19 protein-coding genes are annotated in these 20,810 nt (G+C 65.3%); 8 read left to right on the top strand and 11 right to left on the bottom strand.

Features of this window, described 5'->3' with window-relative positions; genetic code table 11:
- Window positions 1-365: 365 nt before the first annotated feature.
- Window positions 366-1,037: a GntR family transcriptional regulator gene (locus tag BM175_RS21435; RefSeq protein WP_090966750.1), complete on the bottom strand. Its 672-nt coding sequence runs from the start codon at window positions 1,035-1,037 to the stop codon at window positions 366-368.
- A 188-nt stretch (window positions 1,038-1,225) separates the two neighbouring features.
- Here BM175_RS21435 and BM175_RS21430 point away from each other — a divergent pair, with 188 nt between their 5' ends.
- Window positions 1,226-2,644 (top strand): flagellar biosynthesis protein FlgA, encoded by a 1,419-nt coding sequence (locus BM175_RS21430; RefSeq protein WP_090966752.1) that lies wholly within the window; start codon window positions 1,226-1,228, stop codon window positions 2,642-2,644.
- A 45-nt stretch (window positions 2,645-2,689) separates the two neighbouring features.
- Window positions 2,690-3,691, top strand: a complete 1,002-nt coding sequence (locus BM175_RS21425; RefSeq protein ID WP_090966748.1) for a Bug family tripartite tricarboxylate transporter substrate binding protein — start codon at window positions 2,690-2,692, stop codon at window positions 3,689-3,691.
- Window positions 3,692-3,760: 69 nt separating this feature from the next.
- On the opposite strand, the gene BM175_RS21420 is transcribed toward BM175_RS21425, so the two are convergent.
- Together BM175_RS21420 and BM175_RS21415 are read right to left on the bottom strand one after the other, a co-directional pair.
- Window positions 3,761-4,699 carry an amidohydrolase family protein gene (locus tag BM175_RS21420; RefSeq protein WP_090966746.1) on the bottom strand — a complete coding sequence of 313 codons (939 nt, stop codon included), beginning with the start codon at window positions 4,697-4,699 and terminating at the stop codon, window positions 3,761-3,763.
- Window positions 4,696-5,988 (bottom strand): MFS transporter, encoded by a 1,293-nt coding sequence (locus tag BM175_RS21415; RefSeq protein ID WP_090966744.1) that lies wholly within the window; start codon window positions 5,986-5,988, stop codon window positions 4,696-4,698. Before BM175_RS21415 ends, BM175_RS21420 begins: the two co-directional genes overlap by 4 nt.
- Window positions 5,989-6,192: 204 nt before the next feature.
- Between BM175_RS21415 and BM175_RS21410 the strand changes: the two genes are divergently transcribed.
- On the top strand, window positions 6,193-7,140 hold the full coding sequence (locus BM175_RS21410; RefSeq protein WP_175526965.1) for a LysR family transcriptional regulator: 948 nt from the start codon (window positions 6,193-6,195) through the stop codon (window positions 7,138-7,140).
- A 363-nt stretch (window positions 7,141-7,503) separates the two neighbouring features.
- On the opposite strand, the gene BM175_RS21405 is transcribed toward BM175_RS21410, so the two are convergent.
- From BM175_RS21405 to BM175_RS21395, 3 genes are all read right to left on the bottom strand, one after another.
- Entirely contained in the window at window positions 7,504-8,757 is a 1,254-nt protein-coding gene (locus tag BM175_RS21405; RefSeq protein WP_090966740.1) for a DUF5996 family protein, read from the bottom strand.
- Window positions 8,758-8,852: 95 nt separating this feature from the next.
- The gene (locus tag BM175_RS21400) at window positions 8,853-9,788 is read right to left on the bottom strand and encodes a pirin family protein (protein ID WP_090966738.1); all 936 of its coding nucleotides are present in this window, start codon (window positions 9,786-9,788) and stop codon (window positions 8,853-8,855) included.
- Between the two features lie 170 nt (window positions 9,789-9,958).
- Window positions 9,959-10,903, bottom strand: coding sequence for a LysR family transcriptional regulator (locus BM175_RS21395; protein ID WP_090966736.1), 945 nt, complete (start codon window positions 10,901-10,903; stop codon window positions 9,959-9,961).
- Window positions 10,904-11,055: 152 nt separating this feature from the next.
- Between BM175_RS21395 and BM175_RS21390 the strand changes: the two genes are divergently transcribed.
- Window positions 11,056-11,718, top strand: a complete 663-nt coding sequence (locus BM175_RS21390; RefSeq protein ID WP_090966734.1) for a hydrolase — start codon at window positions 11,056-11,058, stop codon at window positions 11,716-11,718.
- Between the two features lie 246 nt (window positions 11,719-11,964).
- Here BM175_RS21390 and BM175_RS21385 read toward each other — a convergent pair whose 3' ends face one another.
- Complete coding sequence (locus BM175_RS21385) at window positions 11,965-12,387, bottom strand: VOC family protein (protein ID WP_090966733.1); 423 nt, start codon at window positions 12,385-12,387, stop codon at window positions 11,965-11,967.
- Window positions 12,388-12,470: 83 nt separating this feature from the next.
- Here BM175_RS21385 and BM175_RS21380 point away from each other — a divergent pair, with 83 nt between their 5' ends.
- Together BM175_RS21380 and BM175_RS21375 are read left to right on the top strand one after the other, a co-directional pair.
- Window positions 12,471-13,193, top strand: coding sequence for a helix-turn-helix transcriptional regulator (locus BM175_RS21380; protein ID WP_090966731.1), 723 nt, complete (start codon window positions 12,471-12,473; stop codon window positions 13,191-13,193).
- 111 nt (window positions 13,194-13,304) lie between these two features.
- Window positions 13,305-13,898: an NAD(P)H-dependent oxidoreductase gene (locus BM175_RS21375; protein WP_090966729.1), complete on the top strand. Its 594-nt coding sequence runs from the start codon at window positions 13,305-13,307 to the stop codon at window positions 13,896-13,898.
- Window positions 13,899-14,038: 140 nt separating this feature from the next.
- Here BM175_RS21375 and BM175_RS21370 read toward each other — a convergent pair whose 3' ends face one another.
- Complete coding sequence (locus tag BM175_RS21370) at window positions 14,039-14,965, bottom strand: LysR substrate-binding domain-containing protein (RefSeq protein ID WP_090966727.1); 927 nt, start codon at window positions 14,963-14,965, stop codon at window positions 14,039-14,041.
- Window positions 14,966-15,029: 64 nt separating this feature from the next.
- Between BM175_RS21370 and BM175_RS21365 the strand changes: the two genes are divergently transcribed.
- Window positions 15,030-15,647, top strand: a complete 618-nt coding sequence (locus BM175_RS21365) for a LysE family transporter (RefSeq protein WP_090966725.1) — start codon at window positions 15,030-15,032, stop codon at window positions 15,645-15,647.
- A 99-nt stretch (window positions 15,648-15,746) separates the two neighbouring features.
- On the opposite strand, the gene BM175_RS21360 is transcribed toward BM175_RS21365, so the two are convergent.
- Window positions 15,747-16,121, bottom strand: a complete 375-nt coding sequence (locus BM175_RS21360) for a nuclear transport factor 2 family protein (protein ID WP_090966723.1) — start codon at window positions 16,119-16,121, stop codon at window positions 15,747-15,749.
- 131 nt (window positions 16,122-16,252) lie between these two features.
- On the opposite strand from BM175_RS21360, the gene BM175_RS21355 reads away from it, so the two are divergent.
- Entirely contained in the window at window positions 16,253-16,894 is a 642-nt protein-coding gene (locus tag BM175_RS21355; protein ID WP_244546113.1) for a putative glycolipid-binding domain-containing protein, read from the top strand.
- 212 nt (window positions 16,895-17,106) lie between these two features.
- Here BM175_RS21355 and BM175_RS21350 read toward each other — a convergent pair whose 3' ends face one another.
- Together BM175_RS21350 and BM175_RS21345 are read right to left on the bottom strand one after the other, a co-directional pair.
- Complete coding sequence (locus BM175_RS21350; RefSeq protein WP_090966720.1) at window positions 17,107-18,117, bottom strand: AraC family transcriptional regulator; 1,011 nt, start codon at window positions 18,115-18,117, stop codon at window positions 17,107-17,109.
- 142 nt (window positions 18,118-18,259) lie between these two features.
- Window positions 18,260-20,728, bottom strand: coding sequence for a flagellin N-terminal helical domain-containing protein (locus BM175_RS21345; protein WP_139224754.1), 2,469 nt, complete (start codon window positions 20,726-20,728; stop codon window positions 18,260-18,262).
- Window positions 20,729-20,810 lie beyond the last annotated feature (82 nt).

The raw sequence follows: 20,810 nt of genomic DNA, 5'->3' as shown, positions 1-20,810 counted from the left end.
AAGGCAACCTCGACCAGCTACGCCTCTACACCAACGAGCTGATGCACGAGAACCTTGCCATCTACACAAAGCTCGGATGGGAGGAATACGATCGTGCCGAACAGGACGGCTTCCGTCGCGTGTTCATGCGCAAGCGGATTGATCCACGCCCTGCTGGAACACCGACCGAATAGTCTCGTCAGGGTTTGCAGTTCGTCCGCTTCTCGCACACGTCCTCAGAAAGCCGACGGTCGGGAAACCACCCAGCCTAGCCGTCGTGGCAGATCCGCGAACGTTCGGAAGCGGCCCATCGACTTTCAATCCAAGCGAGCCGTTCAAAGGTATGGTTCAGGCGCTCGCACGAAGCTGATCCACAGTCCCAACACTTATGTGCGCTGGCGGATCTCGCGCCACGTGCTCGCGACATGGGCGCGAAGGGCTTCCGCGAGGCCTGCCGCGTCGCGGTTCTGCAGCAGCGTCAGCAGCAGCGCATGCTCGGTGACCGCCGTGGTCCAGAGCGCCCGGTCGGCGCTTCCCTTCCAGCGATAGAAGGTGAGCTGGGCGTTGAGTTGCGCGTGCAGGTTGGCCAGAGTCTCGTTGCGTGCGGCGGCAACGATCGCCAGGTGGATGTCCTGGTTGCAGCGGAAATAGTCCGCGCGGTCCTGCCGCTCGAACGCAGCCGTCAACTCGTCGTGGAGATGACCGATCGCCGTAATCTCGGCATCGGTCGCCGAGCGCGCCGCGCATTCCCCGGCAAACCCTTCGAGTACCGCCAGAACCGACAGCTTCTCCTCGATCTCGGCCGGCGAAGGATGGCGCACCATCGCCCCCCGCTTGGGCTCGATCCGCACCAGCCCCTCTGCGGCCAGAACCTTCAGCGCATCACGCAGCGGCGTCCGCGAGACGCCCAGCCGGTCGGCCAGCTGCCGTTCGCGAAGGCGCGTTCCGGCCGCAAGCTCCTCTGTCACGATCAGCGAGCGCAGCCGTTCCACCACGAGAGCCGCGAGCGGCTCGGGCAGCGGGATCGGAGGAAGCGGCGGCGTCATTGCGAGACTCATCGGCGGTCACGTTCGATCGCACGTCGGCAGGCGTCAAGTGCTGCCCGCTGTGCCGCAAACCTCGGGTGCGTCGCAGCGACGATTGAGGGTTGACGACCACGAAGCGAACTGGTCGTTTGGTATACCAAATGCAGGCTCGTCGGCACCCCTATCGCCCGGCGATGAAGCTCACCGCCGTGAGGTCGTCCATGAACAGTCATCAGCGCTTCGCGAAGGCCGATCGCCCCGTCGAAGCACTTCTGGTCGGTGCCGGTGCGTTCGGCCGGTCGCTTCTCGGCCAGGGTCGGCGGATGGCGCTCCTCAACGTTCGTGTGGCGGTGGATACGAGCGTCGAGCGGGCCGTCGAGGCATTCCGCGCCGCGGGCTGGAGCGCCTCCGAGATCGCGGCCTGCACCAGTGCCGCAGACGCTCGGGCCGCGTGGGACGCCGGGCAGTGCGTCGCCAGCGCCCGGCTCGCCGACGTCCTCGCGCTTCCCGTGGATATCCTGGTGGAAGCCAGCGGCCACCCGGAGGCCGGTGCCGCTCATGCCATGGCAGCGATCGAGGCCGGCCGGCACGTCGCCCTCGTGACCAAGGAGACCGACTCGGTCGTTGGCCCCTATCTCGCTCACGCCGCCCGCGAGCGCGGCCTCGTCTGCACGCCGGTGGACGGCGACCAGCCGGCGCTCCTGATCGCCCTCGTAACCTGGGCCGAGACGCTGGGCCTGACGATCCTGACCGCTGGGAAGTCGAGCGAATACGATTTCGTACTTGGCGAGGACGGCGAGAGCCTCACGAGCGAAGGACGATCGGCAAACGCGCCGGGCTTTGCCGCGGTCTCGCGGCTCAAACATCGCGACGTCCGCGCTGTGATTGGGCAGCGCGCCGCCTTGGCCCACGCGCTTCCGCAGCGCGCGGTGCCGGACCTCTGCGAACTCGCGGTCGTCGCCAATGCGACGGGCCTCATGCCCGACGTTCCCGGCTTCCATGTCCCGATCGCACGGATCGAGGAGGTCGCCACGATCTTCGACGTGCGCGAGAACGGAGGGCTCCTCGGAGGCACGCGCCGCCTTGACGTGTTCAACGCGCTGCGCGGAACGGGCGACGTGTCCTTCGCCGGCGGGGTGTTCGTGACCGTGCGGTGCGAGGACCGCGAGACCTGGGCCGTCCTTGCCGCCAAGGGCCATACGATGAGTAGCAGCGGCGAGGCCGCGATGATCTGGATCCCGCGCCATCTTTTGGGGCTCGAAGCGCCGATCAGCATCCTTGATGCCGTCGTCAACGGCGCGAACGTCGCCGGGGAGCCGACGCCCGTGGTCGATCTCGTCGGCCGCACGACGCAACCGCTGGCGGCGGGCACACGGCTCCTCGCCGAAGGGCATCACCATACGATCGAGGGCGTCGGGCCCGAACTGGTGCCGGCGTCTCCGCTCGCGGACGACCGTGCCGCGCCCTACTACCTCCTGTCCGGACGCCGCCTCCTGCGCGACCTCCCGGCGGGCGCAGAGATCACGCTGGCCGACATCGAGCCGGCCGAAAGCACGCTTTTGACCCTGCGCCGACGGCAGGACGCACTGTTCTTCGGCGCCGGCGAAGCCGCATCCGCTGCACGCATGGCTGGGGGCTGACGCCCGATCGCCAGACACACCAGAAGACCATCCAGGGAGGAAGACATGCACCACTCGTTCAAGACGGCACTCTGGGGCGCCACCGCCATCGGCCTCGTCGCCGGGACCGCACCCGCGCTGGCTGAATGGACGCCGAACAGGCCCGTCGAGTTCGTCGTCGCGTCCGGCGCCGGGGGCGGCACCGACCAGTTCGCTCGCATCATCCAGTCGATCGTGCAGAAGCACGAGCTGATGCCCGTTTCCGTGGTCGTGACGAACAAGGGCGGCGGAGCTGGGACGGAGGCGTTCGTCGACGGCAAGCTGGCGGGCAACGACCCGCACAAGCTCGTCTTCGGCACGAACAACGAGTGGCTGCTGCCCATGGTGACGAAAGCCGCCTATGCGCCGGGCGACCTGCGTCCCGTCGCGGCCATGGCGATGGACGAGTTTCTCCTGTGGACGCACAAGGATGCGCCCTACAAGGACACGGCGGAATTCATCGCCGCTGCCAAGACCGGGGGGATGCGAGTCGGCGGTTCGCAGTCCAAGGACACCGACCAGATCCTCTCCAAGCATATCGAGTTCGCGACCGGAGCGAGCTTCGTCTACATCCCCTTCAAGTCCGGCGGCGAGGCCGCGACGCAGCTCGCCGGCGGCCATATCGCTGCGAACTTCAACAATCCGCAGGAGAACATGGGGCAGTGGCGCGGCGGCCTCGTACGCCCGCTTTGCGTGTTCTCGCCTGAACGGATGCGACAGACTGAGAAAGTCGCAGGCGACATGGCCCTGTCGGACATCCCGACCTGCGTCGAGGCGGGTCTCCCCGTCGAGGAATATCGGATGCCGCGTACCGTCTGGGCGAATGGCGATGTAGCCGACGAGGCCGTCGCCTACTATGCCGACGTGCTCGCCGAGGTGCGCAAGACACCGGAATGGAAAGAATGGCTTGCCCGCACCTCGCAGACCGACCGCTTCGTGACGGGAGAGAACTTCACGCAGATGGTCGCGCAGGAAAGCGCCGCGGCCCACCAGCTATTCGAGCGCACAGGCTGGCTTGTCTCCAACTGAGACCATTCCGATCGGATACCCGCCCTTCCCCGGAATTGGAGCGGGCGGGCATCCATCCTTGCCGCCACATCAACCATCGCATGAAACCTTGATCGCCACGCCATAGGTCTCGGCCGCCGTGCCTGCGAAGAGTGCGAACTGATCTGTCGCGGGCAGGTCCGAGACGATAGTTTTGAAGCCTCGGTAGAGCGTGTCGAAATCGACGCAGAGGCTGTCGACCGGGAAATTGCTTGCAAACATGGCGCGCCCGGCACCGAAGATCGCGATCGCCTCCCGCACGATGCGGGCATTGTCCTCCACCGTCCAGCCGCGGCCAGGCCGGCCAAACCCCGAGATCTTGCACCTCACGTTCGGCGCCTGCGCCATGCGCTCGAGACCTTGGCGCCAGGCGAGGAGCGCATCCTCGCTCCGGTCGGCCGGCAGGCAGAGGTGGTTGAGGATGATCGTCGTCTCCGGGAAGTCGAGCGCGAGCGCGAGCGCCTCCTCGGCGTTCCACCACGGCGTCTGCAGGTCGAAATGCAGGCCGTTCGGGTGCAGGAGCGCGTATCCCCGGCGCCAAGCGTCGGACGACATCAGGGTCTTTGAGGCCCCGACGTCGTCCACTGATGCGGGACCACCCGGCTTGTGGCGCACCGATCGCACGAGCCCGGAGGCGCCGTGGGACCGCAGCACCTCGCCGACGTCCTCGCGGTCGAGCCAGGCCTGCGCCACGATGGCATTGGGCAGTCCGTGCTCGCGCGCCAGCCCCTCCGCGTAGCGCACCTCGCCGATCGGGTCCGTCGGATCCCACTCGGTCTCCACGTAGACGGTGGCGACCACACGATGCCCGCGCGTCAGGGTGCGGTATTCGGGCGGCAGGAAGGGGCGGCGGATCGCTGCGTAATCGCCGTAGCGGAAGGGGATCACGCCCTCTTCCGTCAGCCAGGGATGATGGTTGCGGACCGGGTCCCAGAAATGTTGGTGGGCATCCACCACAGGACCGTCGTAGAGAGGCGTCGCCCCCCTCATCGCACCGCCTCCCCGCCCTTTCGGCCGCCGAGATCGATCACCAGCGTCGCGACGACGTAGAGCGCTGCGGCACCCGCGAAGAAAGCGAGCACCGTCGCGTAGGACTGGCTCGAGACGTCGAGGATCCAGCCGATCAGGATCGGGATCACGATGCCCGAGATCGACCCCGCGCAGTTCATGGCGCCGCCGACGAACCCGACCTTGTCGGCCGGCGCGAGGACCGGCGGGAAGCTCCAGTAGAGGCTGCCCCAGAGCAGGAAGAAGGCCGTCACCGACAGGAGCAGCACCGCATGGACCGGATCGACCACCTGCGGCAGCACGAGCAGCGATACCATGGCGACAAGACCCGACAGGGCCAACATCGTCTTGGCGACCCGGCCGCGGCGATGGCCGCGGTTCACGAGAGCATCAGCGAGGAAACCGCCCGTCAGCGAACCGGCCGCGCCGCACAGGAAGATGACGAATGTGGCGTAACCCATCGCCTTCAGGTCCATGCCGCGCGCGGCCGAAAGATAGCTCGGGCCCCAGGTAATCAGGCCGAAGAACACGGTCGCCCAACCGAAGCGGCCGACGCACAGGGCAACAAGCGTGCGGGTCGAAAGTCGGTCCGGCACCTCGCCTCCGCGGGAGCCCGCAGTTGCCGTGCTGCGGATGCGGGCGAGTTCAGCGGCGTTGACGCCGCTGTGATCCTCCGGCCGGTCGCGCAGGTACCACCAGGACAGGATGCCCATGGCGACCGTGACGAGACCCGCGACCAGGAAGGCGAGCCGCCAAGAGCCGAGGCTCAAAATCAGCCACGAGATAACGACTCCGCCGATCGCAGCGCCAAGCGGGCCGCCGCAGTCCATGATCACGGCGCCGCGTCCGCGCTCGCCCGGCGATAGCCAGGAGGCGTTCAGCTTACCACCCGCTGGAAACAGCGGCGCCTCAGCACCGCCGAGTCCGACGCGCGTCAGGAGCAGCGACACGCCGCCGCTCGCGATGGCAGCCAGTGACTGAAAGATGCCCCAGAAGACCGTTGCCCAAGTGACCATGGCGCGTGGCCCGAAACGGTCGATCAGCCAGCCGGAGGGGATCTGCAGCGCAGCGTAGCTCCAGAAGAAGGACGACAGGATCAGCCCTTGCATCGTCGCCGAGAGCTGGAATTCCGCCGCGATGGTCGGCATCGCGATCGACAGTGCCACGCGGTCGACGAGATTGATGACCACAAGCGCAAAGATCACGAGGAAGATGCGCCAGCGAACGGTGCTGGCCTTCGCCCCTGTCGCGGCGAACGTATCGGTTGTCATAGACTGTTTCCTCCCAGAAACGGACAGCTCACAGACGGACGGGGCAGCAGGCGGCTATGCGATGCTTTCCAAGCATCAAACTGCTGCCGACACCGCGCGTGCGAGGGCCAATCGCGAAGAGGCTATCGGAGCACCGTGCCTCTTCCCAATTCCGCTTTGCTATGCTGCGATGCCATTCCGGCATCGCATTCGAGGGGGACGATGATGGACAACGGCGACGCTCTCCTGCGACGCGTGAAATCGAGCCATCTCGTGCTTCTCCTCGCGCTGTCCGAGCATGGAAGCCTGCGCCGCGCCGCCGAGGCGACGGGCACCACGCAGCCAGCGGCCACGCGCCTCCTGCACGACCTCGAGGGCACGATCGGCCACGCGCTGTTCGAGCGCCATCCCAAGGGCCTGCGACCAACGGCCTTCGGCGAGGCGATGATCCGCCATGCCCGTTCCGTGCGGGCCGAACTTGGGCGGACCGTCGGCGAGATCGCGGCCCTCGCCTCCGGCTATGCGGGCACGCTGCGGGTCGGCGCAATCCCGAGCGCCGTGCCGATCCTGGTCGCCCGGACGATCGCCGTCCTGAAGCGGCGCCACCCGCGCCTGCGGATTTCGGTGGAGGTGGCGACAAGCAACCACCTGACGGCCGCCCTCGCCGAGGGTCGGCTGGACCTCGTCCTCGGCCGGGTGCTCGATGCCGAGGCGGGCTCCGCCTTCGTTGTCCATGCGACGGTCGACGAAGGTCTCGTGGTCTGCTGCCGGCGCGATCACTCGCTCCGCCTCGCAGGCGAACGCGCGAGTTGGGCGGAGCTGTCGCGCTGGCCCTGGATCGTGCTGCCGGAGGGTTCGCCCATGCGGCAGATTCTTTCGAGCGCCTTTCGCGGCGGCGGCGCGCACGAGCCGGACGACATCACGGAAACGGCCTCGTTCCTGATGGTGGTCTCTCTCCTTTCTCAGAGCGAAGCGATCTCGCTTCTGCCCCGCGACGTCCTCTGCAGCCCCTTCGGCCGCCCGACGATCGACGCGCTCCCGGTCGACCTCCATCCGTCGATGGGCCCCTACACCGCGCTGACGCGGAAGGATCGCGACAGCGAGGCTTCGATCGCCCTCTTCATCGAAGCGCTGAACCGCATCCTCCAGGAACGCGCATCGGCGGACGCTTGAAAGACGCAAAGTGAGCCCGCAATGGTCGACTCTGCTCCAACTGCATGCAGCGCCCAAGTGCGACATAAAAGACCCACCTGACGAAATGACAGGAGGCTGCTGTTCCATCGCTAAGCCATGCCTGCAGAAGCCGGGCTATTCGGCGAGCCACAATCTTTGAGGTCTCCGATGGGAGCCGAAGCGAACGTTGGAAAGCAGTCCATCCGCTTCCGACCCATTATTGTCCTACCTTTCGGTTGCGCTCTTTTCCGGAAGCGGACATCGCGAACCAAATGTGCGAGCTAATCAACATTCTCTCGCACCACGGGACATCGCCGCGATCGGATCGCGGCGTTCAGGCGTTTTGTTGGGTGGTACTTGCTGCTAGGGCCGATGCAGGACGTCCTGCCACTCAGGGTGGCGGTCGATCTGCGCCTTCGCGAAGGGACAGAGCGGGATGAGAGCTGTGCCGTCTCGGCGAGCGTCCTCCACAGCCTGGCGTACCAGCCGCTCTCCGATTTTGCGCCCCCGCAGAGCCGCAGGAACCTCGGTGTGGTCGATGATGAGCAGTCGCTGCCCCGCCCGGCTGTAGGTCATCTCCGCTTCGACACTGTCGACCACGATCCGGTAGCGGCCTTTGGCGGCTCCGTCTTCACGCACCACCTGCCCGTCCTCTGGCGAAGGGAATTTCCCGGACTTCTCGGCGTCCGCCGCACGCACCTGCCGCGGCTGCCCGGGTGCGCACTCCAAAAGATCACGGTCCCAGCCTCCGAGGTCAGCGGCAGCGTCGTAGGTCGAGACCAGGAAGGCCATCAGCGCCTCGTCGGGATCGGCGGCCGAGCGGACGGCATCGTAGGGCAGGACAAACTCCGACAGGCTTTCGTGCCAAAAGGCTCCCTCAGGCCGCACCGGCGCGGCGCGGAAGCCGTTCGGGGCAGGATACGCGTAGGCGTAGAAGGCGGGATAGTCGATGCCGCCACCCCCCGGCCAAAAGCCGGCGGAGGAAACTTCCCGGTCGTAGGCTTCCCGAGCGACATCGTCCGGCAGGGTCGGGATCCCAGCGGGATGGAGCGGCGCGCGCCGGCCCGAGAAACGCGTGATGGCGAGGTCGAGTGCGCCCCAAAAGAGGTGAACGGGGCTCGCCTTGCCGAGGAACGAGGTCCGGAACCGCTTGAAGACGCCATCGACGGCAACCAGCACCTGGTGGAAGCGCAGCACGGCGTCCCGGTCGTAAGGGCGCTTGCGATGGTCCTCGGCGAAGGGAACAGGAAACGGCACCTCGTTCGGACTGCCGTTGAAGGTGGGCGTGCCGCCGAGTTCGGCAATCATACGCACGAAGTCGGCGTGAAACGCCGCGACCGTCCCGGCCCCCAGCGCAATCGAGGCTCGGCGGCCATCGCCGCTGGTGCCGACGACCGCATGATCTCGCAGATCAAAGAGCATCTCGATGCCGCTGCCGTCCGGGATCGGCGAGGAAGCCAGGCCCCGCGGGGTCACGTAGAAGGTAGCGTTCCAGGAATGGTTGAGCCACGGACTATGGACCAGCCGGTACTTACCGGCGATTTGCAAGTAAAGGTGTAGGGCTGAGCATGTCTCGCGCCAGCCGAGATAGTCGAAGTCGGGCCAGTCGGTTCTCATCAGGTCTCCATCCCTTGTGTCCGCCTGCGCGAGCGGCCTCGTTCCCGTCGTTTCCGATCCTCTGCGCCGCGGGCGGAGGACTGCGCTCGCGCCGGTCAGTCCGGCAGGGGGATGTGCTCGTCGCGGTCGCCGGCCGGCAGGTCGAAGCGGCCCTGCCCCCAGTTCTGCGCGCGCCATTCGGCCTTGGCCGCCTCGATCCGCTCGCGCGAGGAGGCGACGAAGTTCCACCAGATATAGCGGTGTCCGGTCATCGTCGCGCCGCCGAGGATCATCAGCCGAGCTCCCGCCTCGCCCGCCGCGACGGTGATCCTGTCGCCCGGGCGGAACACCATCATTTGGCCCAACTCGAAGATTTGCCCGGCCACCGCGATCGATCCCTCGACGATGTAGATGCCCCGGTCCTCGTGATCGTCGGGCATCGGCAGGCGGCTTCCCGGCTCCAACATCACGTCGGCGTAGAAGGTCTGCGAGAACATCGTCGCCGGCGCGGTCTCGCCGTAGGCCGTTCCGAGAATGAGCCGCACGCGCGCGCCGCCGTCCTCGATCACCGGCAGTGCCGCCTTGCCGTGATGCTCGAAGGTGGGCGCGACGTCCTCGTGGCTGTCGGGTAGCGCCAGCCAGGTCTGGATGCCGAAGAGGCTGTTGGGGCCGCTCCGGCTCGCCGCACTGGTGCGCTCGGAATGTGAGACGCCCCGTCCCGCCACCATCCAGTTCAACGCGCCCGGACGGATGACCTGGTCCGCCCCTGTGCTGTCCCGGTGATGAAAGTCTCCGCGGAAGAGATAGGTGACGGTGCCGAGGCCGATATGCGGATGAGGCCGCACGTCGACGCCCTGACCCGTCAGGAACTCCGCCGGCCCGGCCTGGTCGAAGAAGATGAAGGGACCAACCATCTGCCGCTTGGGCGCTGGAAGAGCGCGACGGACCTCGAAGCCACCGAGATCACGCGACCGCGGGACGATCAGCGTCTCGATGGCATCGATCCCGACCTCGTCGGGGCAGCCCGGCTCGATTGCGGGGTTCCAGCTCATGGGTTTGATCCCTTCCTACGCCGCTGGCTGCGCCTGCACGCATGCGGCCTAGCGTAAGCAGACAGTGAAGTGACTTGGAACGCAGATCATCCTGCTTCCGACGGCGTTGTCACGAGCTACGCGAGGCGATGCGCCAGCACTAGGTCTGTTCGCCGCGCAACCGTGTCGCGTTACGAGGAACGCAGGATCGGTCCGGGGCCCATCGTCGATTGTCCTGAAGTTCGAAGATCAATTGCCTCGAAGTGGGGATCTCGAACGAACAGGTCCGTCAGGAGATCCGCCAGCACGTCGACCTTCCGCTCGGAATGACGGCCTGGAGGGCGCACGACGTAGGCGCCTGCTGTGGGCGGCGGATGGTTCGTCATGATGGGAAGAAGCGCGCCGGAGACCACTTGGTCGTAGACGATGCAAGTGGGCAGCCAGGCAATGCCGAGACCCGCGGCAGCGGCGGTGGCAAGCGCAAGCGCGCTATCGGCCTTGAAGCGGCCTTGCGGATTGGTCGTGACCACCCGGCCCTCAACCATGAACTGCCAGGTCTCGGTTCCCTGCATGAGGGCTGGGTGATCCGAAATCTCCGTTGGGCTACCGGGACTTCCATGCTCCCGGACATAGTCGGGACTGGCAACGAGCGTCCCGTATATCGGTCCGACTCGGCGGGCGAGCAGCTCCGAGTCGGAAAGGTATCCGACACGAACCGCGCAATCGAAACCTTCGGCGACGAGATCGACGAAGCGGTCGCTGTAGACGGTGTGGATATGGAGAAGCGGATAGCGACGCGCCATGTCCGCCAGAACCGGTGCGAAGTGGGTCGGACCAAAGGTCAGCGGCATGGCGACGCGCAGGCGGCCGCGAAGGTCGCCGGCCGGGCGGATCGTGTCCCTGGCAGCCTCGATCTCCGCACCGATCCGGCTCGCATGTTCGCGGAAGATCGATCCAGCCTCCGTCAGGGCGGCCCCGCGCGTCGTTCGGGCCACGAGTTGGGCACCAAGTTCCTCTTCGAGCCGGAGCAGCCGACGGCTCACGATCGACTTGGACAAACCAAGCCGACGCGCGGCTGCCGAGACGCCTCCGGCTTCCGCCACCTCGATAAAGGTCAGGATGTCCTCGATGTTCATTCGCGTTCCCCTTTTTGCGACGCAGCTGTGCGCAGCGGCGCGCTACCGCGTAAGGAGCGCGACTGACAAGGTCGCCACGTCCTGAACCAGACAACGAAGTCGTGTCGGACCCCAGCCAAAACATCGAAGCCCAGACGACATGGGAAGTATCAATGACGTTTCGTAACGGCCTTTCTTCGCTTCTTCGCCCAGAGGATTCCGTCCTTGTTCTTATCGATCACCAGCCCTACCAACTGACGAACCTGAATAGCCACGACCCGCATGCGACGGTTAACGCCGTAACGGCCTTGGCCAAATCTGCGAAAGTCTTCAACGTGCCGACGATTGTGACGAGCGTGATCGCAGATCGCGGTGGAAAGATCTTTCCGCAGATCACTGATGTCTTCTCAGGCCAAGAGGTCATTGACAGGACGTTCATCAACACTTGGGAGGACCCTAAGGTCGTTGATGCGGTGAAGGCGACAGGTCGCAAGCAGTTGATCATCGCGGGGCTTTGGACGGAGATCTGCGTCGCCATGCCGGCGATCCAAGCTCTGGGAGAGGGTTGGGATGTGACAGTGGTCACCGACGCTTCCGGAGGAACTTCGGTCGAGGCACACGAAGTCGCGATCCAGCGCATGATCGCGGCCGGCGCGAACATGATGACTTGGATGGCGCTAGCGGCCGAGTGGCAGCGCGACTGGGCACGGGTCGAGACCGCGACGGCGCTGAATGAAGTCATGCTACAGCATGCCGCCGGCAGCGGTATCGCCTATCTCTGGGAGCAACAGCTTCTCAACACACCAGTCGGACCAACTGGGCAGTCTTCGCAGTAATGGAAAGAGGTGGCTGGATAGGGTCGGGACTTACGCTTCATAAGTGGACGCGAGGGTTCTCCTTACACTCAGGACTCGCCTGATTCTCTGTAGATAACCCTTCAACAACCGTCCGCTTTCCGACATTATTTGCTTGGAAGCGGACGGTCGCCTTTCCACCCATGCCAGCCAATCTTCGTCCGGGAACTGCACCGGGCAGACGATCCGGATGCAGGTGACGGCTATGGTGCAGTCCGAAGCGGGTCCCTAGGAAATCGCCCCCATCCGAACGTCCACGACCCAGGTCACGCCGAACTTGTCTCTCAGCATTCCGTACAAGGGAGAGAAGCTGGCCGGGCCAAGCGGCTGGATGATCGTCGCGTCATTCGACAGCCCGTCCCAGTAGGCTTTGATCCGGTCCGCATCGCCGCCTCGGACCGAGACGAAGACCGGGATCTTGCCCGGGTCCCAGTCCCGCGCCGACGGCACGTCCATCGCCATGACGTGGAACCCGTCGTCCGAGGCGACCTCGCCCCAGATCACCTGGTCCGCTTCCGCCTGATCGGTCACGGCCTGCGCATCCGCGAAGGTGAAGAGCGACAGACGTCCGCCGAAGACGGACTGGTAGAAGCCGAGCGCCTCTCGGGCCTCGCCTCTGAAGTTCAAGTGGGTGACGGTCTGGATGGTCATGGCGCTTGCCCTTTCGCGTTGAACGAGGACCAAGGTAAACCAACCCAACTGACAGTTTGCGGCAGTTGGGCATCGGGTGGAGCATGGCGCGTTCGGATCGACTGTTCCGACTCCTTCAGGCGATGCGAACGATGCCCGCGCCGATCACCGCCGCGCGTCTCGCGGCAGCGACCGAGGTGTCGCTCCGCTCGCTCTATCGCGACATCGACGCGCTCCGGGCAGCCGGCGCGCGGATCGAGGGGGAGCGGGGTTACGGTTACCGCTTGGTGGAGGACTACGCCCTACCCCCTCAGACGTTCGATCGCGCGGAGATCGAGGCGCTCGCGCTAGGGCTCGCCGAGGTTCGGAGCATGGGCGACCCGGTGCTCGCCGAAGCCGCAGCGTCGGCCCTCGCCAAGATCACTGCGACGCTGCCGGACGATCGCGAGCAGTATCTCGTGCACGCGATCTCGCAGGTGTTCCGGCCGACATCGCGCTACGAGCCTTCACCGCACATGGAGACGGTGCGCGCCGCATGCTGGCGCGAGGAAGCACTGCGGATCGGCTATGCCGACAAAGACGGCGCCGCCACCGAGCGCGTGATCCTGCCACTCGCCGTGATCCACACCGACCGGACGCAGACGATCCTCGCCTGGTGCTGCCTGCGGGAGGGATTCCGCATGTTCCGCGCCGACCGGCTCCAGCACGTCGACCCGACCGGGACAAGCTTCCGGCCCCGGCGAGCCGTGCTCCTGCGGGAGTACCTGTCGGAGCTCGATCAGCGCCGATCGCCTGCAACCGGGAATGACCGAGACGAGCGCGTCTGAACGTACGGCTCCTCTCCTTCGCGGGTTTCGGAATGAGAGGGTCCCAGCCTCGTCAGCAGGCTTGAGCCGGCTAGATCATTCCAGCCAAGCTCGCTCCACGAGGCCCTCGCCGTGCACATTCTGATCGTCACCGCTCACCCCGATCCGGCCTCCTTCACGCACGCCGCCGTCGCTCGGTTCGTCGCAGGGGTCGAATCCGTTCCCGGCACCTCGCACGAGATCGTCGACCTCATCGCCGAAGGCTTCGATCCGCGGTTCACGTCTGCCGACGACGACGCCTTCGACGGCCGGACCGCGGTGGGCGCCGATGTCGTGGTGCAGCAGCAGCGCCTCGATCGCGCGGACGTGCTGGTCTTGCTCTTCCCGGTCTATTGGTGGTCGATGCCAGCGGTGATGAAAGGCTGGATCGACCGCGTCTTCGTGTCGGGCTGGGCCTTCGTCGAAGAACCGGACAAGGGCATGACGCGCCTCCTCGGACGCCTGAAGGGGCGCGTCGTCGCGATCGGCGGGACGAACCGAAGCACCTACGAACGACGCGGTTATCTCGCGGCGATCGAGACGCAGATCGTCGAGGGCGTCTTTCGCTATTGCGGCATGCCGGTGCTCGGCTTCGACCTCCTGCTGCCCCTCGACGAAGCGAGCGGCGAAGAGAGCCTGTGCCGAGCCTTCGAACTCGGGCGGCAAACGGCCGAAGAGAGAGCCTGATCCGCTGGGCGGCCGAACGGCCGTACGTGAAATGCAGGCCAGCGCCCACTACCGACCCTTCCAAGACCTTAGATGGCGAGCTTGCCGATCCGAAAAGCAGACGTCAGCCGGATGTGAAGGTCAACTCGTCGAACAGGGGATCAGTTGATCCTTGCCATCCATGATACGAGCGCATCACGCGATCGAGCGATCTGTGGTGAGGTCGCTTCCGGCGACAGAAGGAGGTAGCGCGACCCGTCGGCCGTGAAGCCGAAGGGCGCGGCAAGGACGCCACTGGCAATATCGTCGCGAGCCATATGCCACGACCCCATCGCGACGCCGAGACCGGCCATCGCCGCCTGCAGACTGAGATAGAAGTGCTCGAACGCCTGCGACGGCCCGGCCGGAGGCGCCGTGCCGGCGTCGGCGCACCACGTCGCCCAGGCGTTGGGCCGCGACTGCGAGTGGAGAAGCCGGGCATCGGCACGCAGCGTCGGCACCTTTGCGCTCCGGTCGAAGAAGCGGTCGATCATGTCGGCACGGCAGATTGGCCCCATGCGCTCCTCGAACAGGTCATCGGCGCGCGTGCCAGGCGCCAATGGGAAGTCCGACCGGCGGATCGCCAGATTGATCGCACCGCCGAGCGCGACCGGCCCGCCCGCCGCCACGAGATGCACGTCGATGCCCGGATGCGCCCGGTGGAACGCCGGCAGGCGGGGAATGAGCCAGCGCATCAGAAGCGTCGGCTCGCAGGACAGCGTGACCGGCCCCGCCCGGCCCCGATCCCGAAGCCCGTCCGCGGACGCGGCGATGAGGCCGAGCCCTTCGCGCACGGCCTTCGCCAGGCGTCGCCCGTCGTCGGTCAGGAAGACGCGGCGGCTGCGCCGCTCGAACAGCGCAACGCCGAGATCGTCCTCGAGAAGGCGCACCGCACGGCTGACGGCGCCATGCGTCAGGTTGAGGGCGTCGGCGGCACGGCTGAAGCTTTCCAGCCGGGCCGCCGCCTCGAAGCAGCGCAGCGCCGCGAGCGGCGGCAGGCGGCCCCCCTCGATCCGTGAGCCAGTCTCACCGATGCTGTCAGCATTCATCGTTTTTCCGGTCATCTTCGAGCCGCTAGCGTGAACGGCAGAACAACGTTCCCGGAGCGCATCCTTGACTGAACTCCTCGCCGTCGTCACCATCACGATCCTTGCCGTCGTCAGTCCGGGACCCGACTTCGCGATGGTGACGCGCAACAGCCTCGTCCTGTCGCGGCGCGCTGGCCTGCTGACGGCGGTCGGCATCGGCGGCGGCGTCCTCGTCCATGTCGCCTATACGATCCTCGGCGTCGGCCTTCTGATCCAGCAGTCGATCTGGCTGTTCAACGCGCTGAAGCTCGTCGGTGCGGCCTATCTTGTGTGGCTCGGCGTGAAGATGCTGCGGGCGAAGCCGACCCAGGGCGCCCCGAACGCAACGGTAGCGGCACTATCCGACGCGGCGGCGCTGCGGCTCGGCTTCCTGACCAACGCGCTGAACCCGAAGACGACGGTCTTCATCGTCAGCCTGTTCATGCAGGTGGTCCTACCCACGACGCCGCTCGGCGTACAAATCGGCTACGGCGCATTCATCTCGGCCGCGCACGTCGTCTGGTTCGCGATCGTCGCCACGTTCTTCTCCGCTGGGCGCGTCCGAAGCCGCATCCTGCGGGTAAGGCATTGGATCGACCGCCTGTTCGGCGGGATGCTGGTGCTGTTCGGTGTGCTCCTGGCGCGCACGAGTTATGTGAACTGACGCCCCGAACATGGTCGCGCCGCTTGCGCCCCCTTGCAGCCATCCGTGGCGTCAGCCGACGATCCCGAAAGCCGACGCTCGTAGTTGCAAGCCGATCGGTCAAAGGTCGAGCAGACGCTTCGCGCCCATCTTGAACCAGGCCTTGGCGATCTGGCCGTTCTCGACCTCGTAGATGCACACGACATCGATCTCGCCGACGCCTTCGGGAAAGGTCCGCCGGACGGTCTCGTGGTCGATCACCATGTTGCCGACGCTCAACCGGTGCAGGAGCGTCCCGCGCAGGTCTGGTTCGCGGAACCGCTCGACGTGGCGCTCGCGGATCGCATCGGTGCCGCTCGCCAGAAGCGTGTTGGGGAAGGCGTAGTAGAGGCAGTCGTCGCTCCACCACTGCATGAAGCTGTCGATGTCGCGAGCGTTGTAGGCTTTGAGCTGCATCTGGACGGGATGGGTGGCATCGGCGACGGTGGCGTTCATGCAGGTCTCGCTGGGCTTGAGATACTATGCGAAGCGTCCATCGTGGCCGATCGCATTGAGGTCAAGGCCACAGAGGCGATGGCAGCGTCCCTTAAAACGGGTCCGGCAAGCGGACTGATGGTTTTCCTCCCTTGACCGCCCGTCAGCACATCAACAATGTTCCCGGCTTGTTCGCTGTGTTCGAGGAGAAATCGATGGCTGTGGTGCGTTGGCAAGATTGGGACGGTCACGGTCTCGAACATTGTGAGTGCCGGGAGGACAGCGAGGGATTGGTCCTCGAAGGGGTTGTCGCAGGAACCCGCCATGGATTGTATGGTGGGGACTACCGAGTTCGCACTGATGCTGCTTTCAGGACCCGCGAGGTCTATCTTCGATACGTCGGCGGCGCGGTTCTCCACGTAGAAGCAGATGGAGAAGGTAATTGGCGCGATGTGGTGAGGGACCGATCGCTGGATTTCCTTGCAGGATGCCTTGATGTCGATATCGGCATTACCCCGGCCACGAACACGCTGCCAATCAAACGTCTGAAGCTCGATATGAATGAGAGCAGAGACATCACTGTTGCTTACATTCCGCTTCCAGATCAGATCGACGGAGAGTTCCTTCCACAGCGAGCGGAGCAGCGTTACACCTGCCTCATTCCTAGCAGGCGATACCGCTATGAAGGCCTGTTTCGATCGTTCACCGCAGAGCTAGAAATCGACAAGGATAGCCTTGTCACCGATTACCCCGATACTTTCCGAAGGGTGAGCACCGTAGCGCCGTCCGGATGATGGCTGGGAGCAGCGGTTACGGCAGCTATTGAATGTTGCGTCTCAAAACCTGCCTGTCGCTTTTCCACCCAACCGAGCCGTTCGGCGCCGAGGAAGCGCACGCCCGGGAGCGGTCCATCCGCTTCCAACCCGTCCAAGACGCAAGGTGAGTGCCAAAGCACGCTCCGAAGCGGAGACTCCACAGGACGGCAGTCGGTCGGGTAGAGCGAACTTCAGTCCTCCAGACTCAGGATCCACGCCGCCAGGGAGCCTCCCATGCCGGGCGCCTCCGGTCGCGCGAAGCCCGCTGCCGCTTCGCTTGGCAGGAGGCCGAACCGGGTCTTGAAGGCGCGGCTGAAGCTCTTCTCGTCGGCAAAGCCGCATTGATAGGCAACGCTGGATACGCGCGGCCTGGCGCCTGGCATCGTCATCAGTCGCATTGCGTGGCGCAGCCGTCGCTCCCGGATATGGGCATGAACCCCGCCCTCGCTGGCGAACTGGCGGTAAAGCGCCGAGCGCGACAGGCCGAAGCGGGCCGCGATGGCGTCGGCATCGAGATCCGGAACTGCGAAGTTGCGGCGGATGAAGTCGCGGATGTCGAGCCCCGTTCGAATGTCGCGTGCCGCCTTGGGGGTCGGGCGATCCTGCGAACTCGGCAGGCTGGCGGAACACAAGGTTGCGGCGACCTGTGCGATCTCGCTCATGTCGCCAGGAGGAAGCTCGCGCAGGCTGCCGACGAGCTCGCGCACGAAGCCGAAGAAGATCCGGGAGGCGGCGTCCCGGTGATAGTCGAAGCTTGTCCCATGCAGATCGCTGAGATCGGCGGCTCGCGGCAGGAGGAGCGCGCGGGGCAGCACGATGTTCACCGCATCCACCGCCTGATCGGAGGCCACCGTGACGGGCTGCGACAGATCGTAGACGAGAGCCTGCCCCGGCCGGGTGATGGAGACCCCGCGCTCCGTCCTCGCCCGGCTGCGCCCGGTTGCATAGAACTGAATGAGGATGTGATCGACGCCCTGGTCCGCGATCTTTGAAGCCGAGCGATCGAGGTTCTGCGCCGGCGCCTTCACGTCACCCGTCAGGAGGGCGCCGAGATGGTAGCTGTGCATGGCCGGGGCCTTGGACAGGTCCGTTTCGTCGCGACGGCTGAGGTCGAAGAACGGCCCGACATGCTCGCTCCACTCGTCCCACAACGCCTTGGGCTCCTCTGGGGCGGCGAAGCGGTTCTCGAATGGCGGGGTCATGCTCACGGCGGGCTGCGACGATCGTGTTACGGCTAATGGTCGTGCGCGATTTCTAGTGGGGCAAGCCGCTCTTGCAAGAGCTATTGTCGATCGACCGCCCGTTTGCCGAACAAGAGCGTGATGCTTGGCGAAGGGCGTCCCGCTACCGGAACAGCCGCAACACGTCCCTGGCCGAGCGGTTGATCATCGAAAGAGCTTGGACGCCGAGCTGCTGCTGGACCTGAAGCGCCTGGAGCCTTGTGGACTCAGCATCCATGTCGGCATCGACCAGGGCGCCGACGCCCTCGTCGATCGAGTCCAGGAGCGTGTCCGTGAAGGACTTCTGCGCATCGATGCGCGCGGCGACCGTGCCGAGATAGGCCGCCGACGCCGTGACCCCACTGATGGCCGAGTTGACGACGCCGAGATAGGCAGCGAGCACCTTGTTGCGGTCATCTCCGCTGGCGACGCCGAGCGCGGCAAGCGCCGTGTCGGACACGTCGAGACGATCGACCGACATGGTGGGACCGCCCTGCGAGACGGTGACCGCGCCAATGGTCAGGGGTTGGCCCAGCTGCCCGGTGAAGCTCAACTTGTCGGCGTCTGCGGGTGAAGAGCCAAGCGAGGTGGTGACGCCTGAGACGCCAGCCTTCGCCAGCGCGGCATCCATGACACGCTTGTAGTCGGCAGCGGAGGCGACCGCGCCCTCAGCCTCTACGCCGAGCACCGTGTTGACGAGCGCCTGGTCGATGCGGACCTCGCGGGCTGGGTCGGCTCCTGTCTGAAGGCTGAAGCTCAACGCGTCGTTGGCGTCCAGGGTGAAGGCGCTGAAGGCGCCGCTCGTCAGGCTGGGAGGTTGCACGACAAGACCAAGGCCGGTCGTCGTCACCGCTTTCGCCACGCCTGAAGCATCCGCAAAGGCGATGGACTCGACCGCAACGCTCGATCCTGCGCCCGTGGTGCCGGCGGTGAGAACGAGTTCGCCCGCTGCTGTGTGTGAGGCGGCGTAGGCTCCGGCGAACGCGGTGTTGAGGTTGGCGACGAAATCGTCGAGCGAGGCGCCAGCGGCCACCGTATAGAGGCTCGCCACGCCGGCGAGCTTCACGGACACGCGGTCGCTCGCGGCCAGCCCGCCTGGCCAGGTGAGGATGCCGGTCTTCACCGAGGCGGCCTTGGAGCCGGTGATGCCGCCGAGCGGATCGATGTTCTTGATGACGCTGCCCGTCGCGGCGGACGAGCGCACCACGACGTCAGTGAGGGTGAACTGGGAGGCCGCGCCGGTCACGCCGCTATGGGTGAAGGTGACGTCCGAGCCCGAGCCCGCGGCGACCGTGACGTCCGGCACGGTGCCCCAGGCAGCAGTGAAGGCCGCGTTGTCGAAGGTCGCGGCATCGGCCACCGTGACGTCGTGCGTCTGCACGGCACCGGAAGGGCCAAGGCGGTAGCTGACGGTGATGACGTCGCCGTCAGCAATTCCAATTGCACTTAACGAGGAATTTAACGATGCTGACGTTGCCGGCACCGAAGACCCAGGCGTAGTGATGTGGAATGCGACTGTCTGAGAGGGTTTGGGTAAGCCGGCAGCAGTGACCGAGCTTATGTATCTTGTGTCATAACTCGCTGTTACAATATTTCCCGACACAGTTAGCTTAATATTATCATTATATGCGTAATTATCATACATAAATCGGCTCACCATTGAACTAAGCGGCGCGCCTACATAATACTGATAGTATTCGTTGAAAATTATCCTATTCCCACCATTATCGTAGGCTTCCAAAGTGAACCGATTGTATCCTGGCTTTGGAAGCCTACCTTCTCCTGTATTGAGGTTGAAACCATCAGACTGGGAGACCTGCATTATTGTCGATGGATCGCCGCCTAAATCACTTCGGAGTTCCGCCACTGCAGCAGATCCGGATTTCACGCCCATATTCATCACATTAAGGCTCGCTGGGTATCCTGCCGATGAACCGGTTGCAGCCGTCAAACCAGCATCAATCCGATTGCCCACCGTCTCGCGTCTCCCGCCATTCGAAAGGTTGCGACCGCTCGCGTCCTGAAGGGCTACACTTCTGCCCAGCACCCCACCACCGCTCGGCTGCGCACGGTCGAACAGCGCCAGCCTGCCGGCATCCACCTTGATCGTGCCGATCGTGACCGCCCCGCTTCCGTCCCGCCCGACAGAAGAAACGATCTCACGGGTCGCAGCGTACGTTGCCGATGACGAGTCCACGGCCAGCCAATTCTCGCCCGACATCGTGGCAGTGCCGGCGATGGCGCGAAGCTGCTGCTGAAGGGCAGCGATCTCGCTTTGCAGCGCGCCGCGGTCGGCACCCGGCTGCTCCGCGGCCGTCAGCTTGGCCTTCAGGGTGTCGAGGACCTCGCGCGCGCTGTTCAGCCCCTGATAGGCCGTCGCCACCGTCGCTGCACCAAGGTTCAGCGTGTCCTTGACGGCTGACAAGGACTTTCCCTCAGATCGCATGCCCGTTGAGATCGACCAGTAGGCCGCGTTGTCCTTCGCCCCTTCAATCTTGAAACCCGTCGACAGGCGCGACTGTGTGGTATTCAGCGCCGCGACGGCCTTTTGGAGGGACCGCAGTGCGGAGTTTGCCGAGCTGACCGAGGACATGAACGCACCGAACACGGGTTCAGGCTCGCCCTGGCTGCCCCTGGACAAAGAGCCGCTGACGATCCTGCTTCTTGCTGTGGCT

It is taken from the genome of Aureimonas phyllosphaerae (genome assembly GCF_900113065.1).
In the GTDB taxonomy this organism is placed as follows: domain Bacteria; phylum Pseudomonadota; class Alphaproteobacteria; order Rhizobiales; family Rhizobiaceae; genus Aureimonas; species Aureimonas phyllosphaerae.
Note: the sequence above shows the minus strand (reverse complement) of the source record. Positions and strands in the feature narration are given on the sequence as shown.

What these genes read in the sequence shown, in the direction of transcription:
- BM175_RS21435 (WP_090966750.1), bottom strand. Translation starts at nt 1,037, where the DNA reads ATGAGTCTCGCAATGACGCCGCCGCTTCCTCCGATCCCGCTGCCCGAG.
- BM175_RS21400 (WP_090966738.1), bottom strand. Translation starts at nt 9,788, where the DNA reads ATGAGCTGGAACCCCGCAATCGAGCCGGGCTGCCCCGACGAGGTCGGG.
- BM175_RS21345 (WP_139224754.1), bottom strand. Translation starts at nt 20,728, where the DNA reads ATGTCCTCGGTCAGCTCGGCAAACTCCGCACTGCGGTCCCTCCAAAAG.
- BM175_RS21380 (WP_090966731.1), top strand. Translation starts at nt 12,471, where the DNA reads ATGGCGCGTTCGGATCGACTGTTCCGACTCCTTCAGGCGATGCGAACG.
- BM175_RS21370 (WP_090966727.1), bottom strand. Translation starts at nt 14,965, where the DNA reads ATGAATGCTGACAGCATCGGTGAGACTGGCTCACGGATCGAGGGGGGC.
- BM175_RS21405 (WP_090966740.1), bottom strand. Translation starts at nt 8,757, where the DNA reads ATGAGAACCGACTGGCCCGACTTCGACTATCTCGGCTGGCGCGAGACA.
- BM175_RS21385 (WP_090966733.1), bottom strand. Translation starts at nt 12,387, where the DNA reads ATGACCATCCAGACCGTCACCCACTTGAACTTCAGAGGCGAGGCCCGA.
- BM175_RS21425 (WP_090966748.1), top strand. Translation starts at nt 2,690, where the DNA reads ATGCACCACTCGTTCAAGACGGCACTCTGGGGCGCCACCGCCATCGGC.
- BM175_RS21350 (WP_090966720.1), bottom strand. Translation starts at nt 18,117, where the DNA reads ATGACCCCGCCATTCGAGAACCGCTTCGCCGCCCCAGAGGAGCCCAAG.
- BM175_RS21395 (WP_090966736.1), bottom strand. Translation starts at nt 10,903, where the DNA reads ATGAACATCGAGGACATCCTGACCTTTATCGAGGTGGCGGAAGCCGGA.
- BM175_RS21390 (WP_090966734.1), top strand. Translation starts at nt 11,056, where the DNA reads ATGACGTTTCGTAACGGCCTTTCTTCGCTTCTTCGCCCAGAGGATTCC.
- BM175_RS21420 (WP_090966746.1), bottom strand. Translation starts at nt 4,699, where the DNA reads ATGAGGGGGGCGACGCCTCTCTACGACGGTCCTGTGGTGGATGCCCAC.
- BM175_RS21360 (WP_090966723.1), bottom strand. Translation starts at nt 16,121, where the DNA reads ATGAACGCCACCGTCGCCGATGCCACCCATCCCGTCCAGATGCAGCTC.
- BM175_RS21410 (WP_175526965.1), top strand. Translation starts at nt 6,193, where the DNA reads ATGGACAACGGCGACGCTCTCCTGCGACGCGTGAAATCGAGCCATCTC.
- BM175_RS21415 (WP_090966744.1), bottom strand. Translation starts at nt 5,988, where the DNA reads ATGACAACCGATACGTTCGCCGCGACAGGGGCGAAGGCCAGCACCGTT.
- BM175_RS21430 (WP_090966752.1), top strand. Translation starts at nt 1,226, where the DNA reads ATGAACAGTCATCAGCGCTTCGCGAAGGCCGATCGCCCCGTCGAAGCA.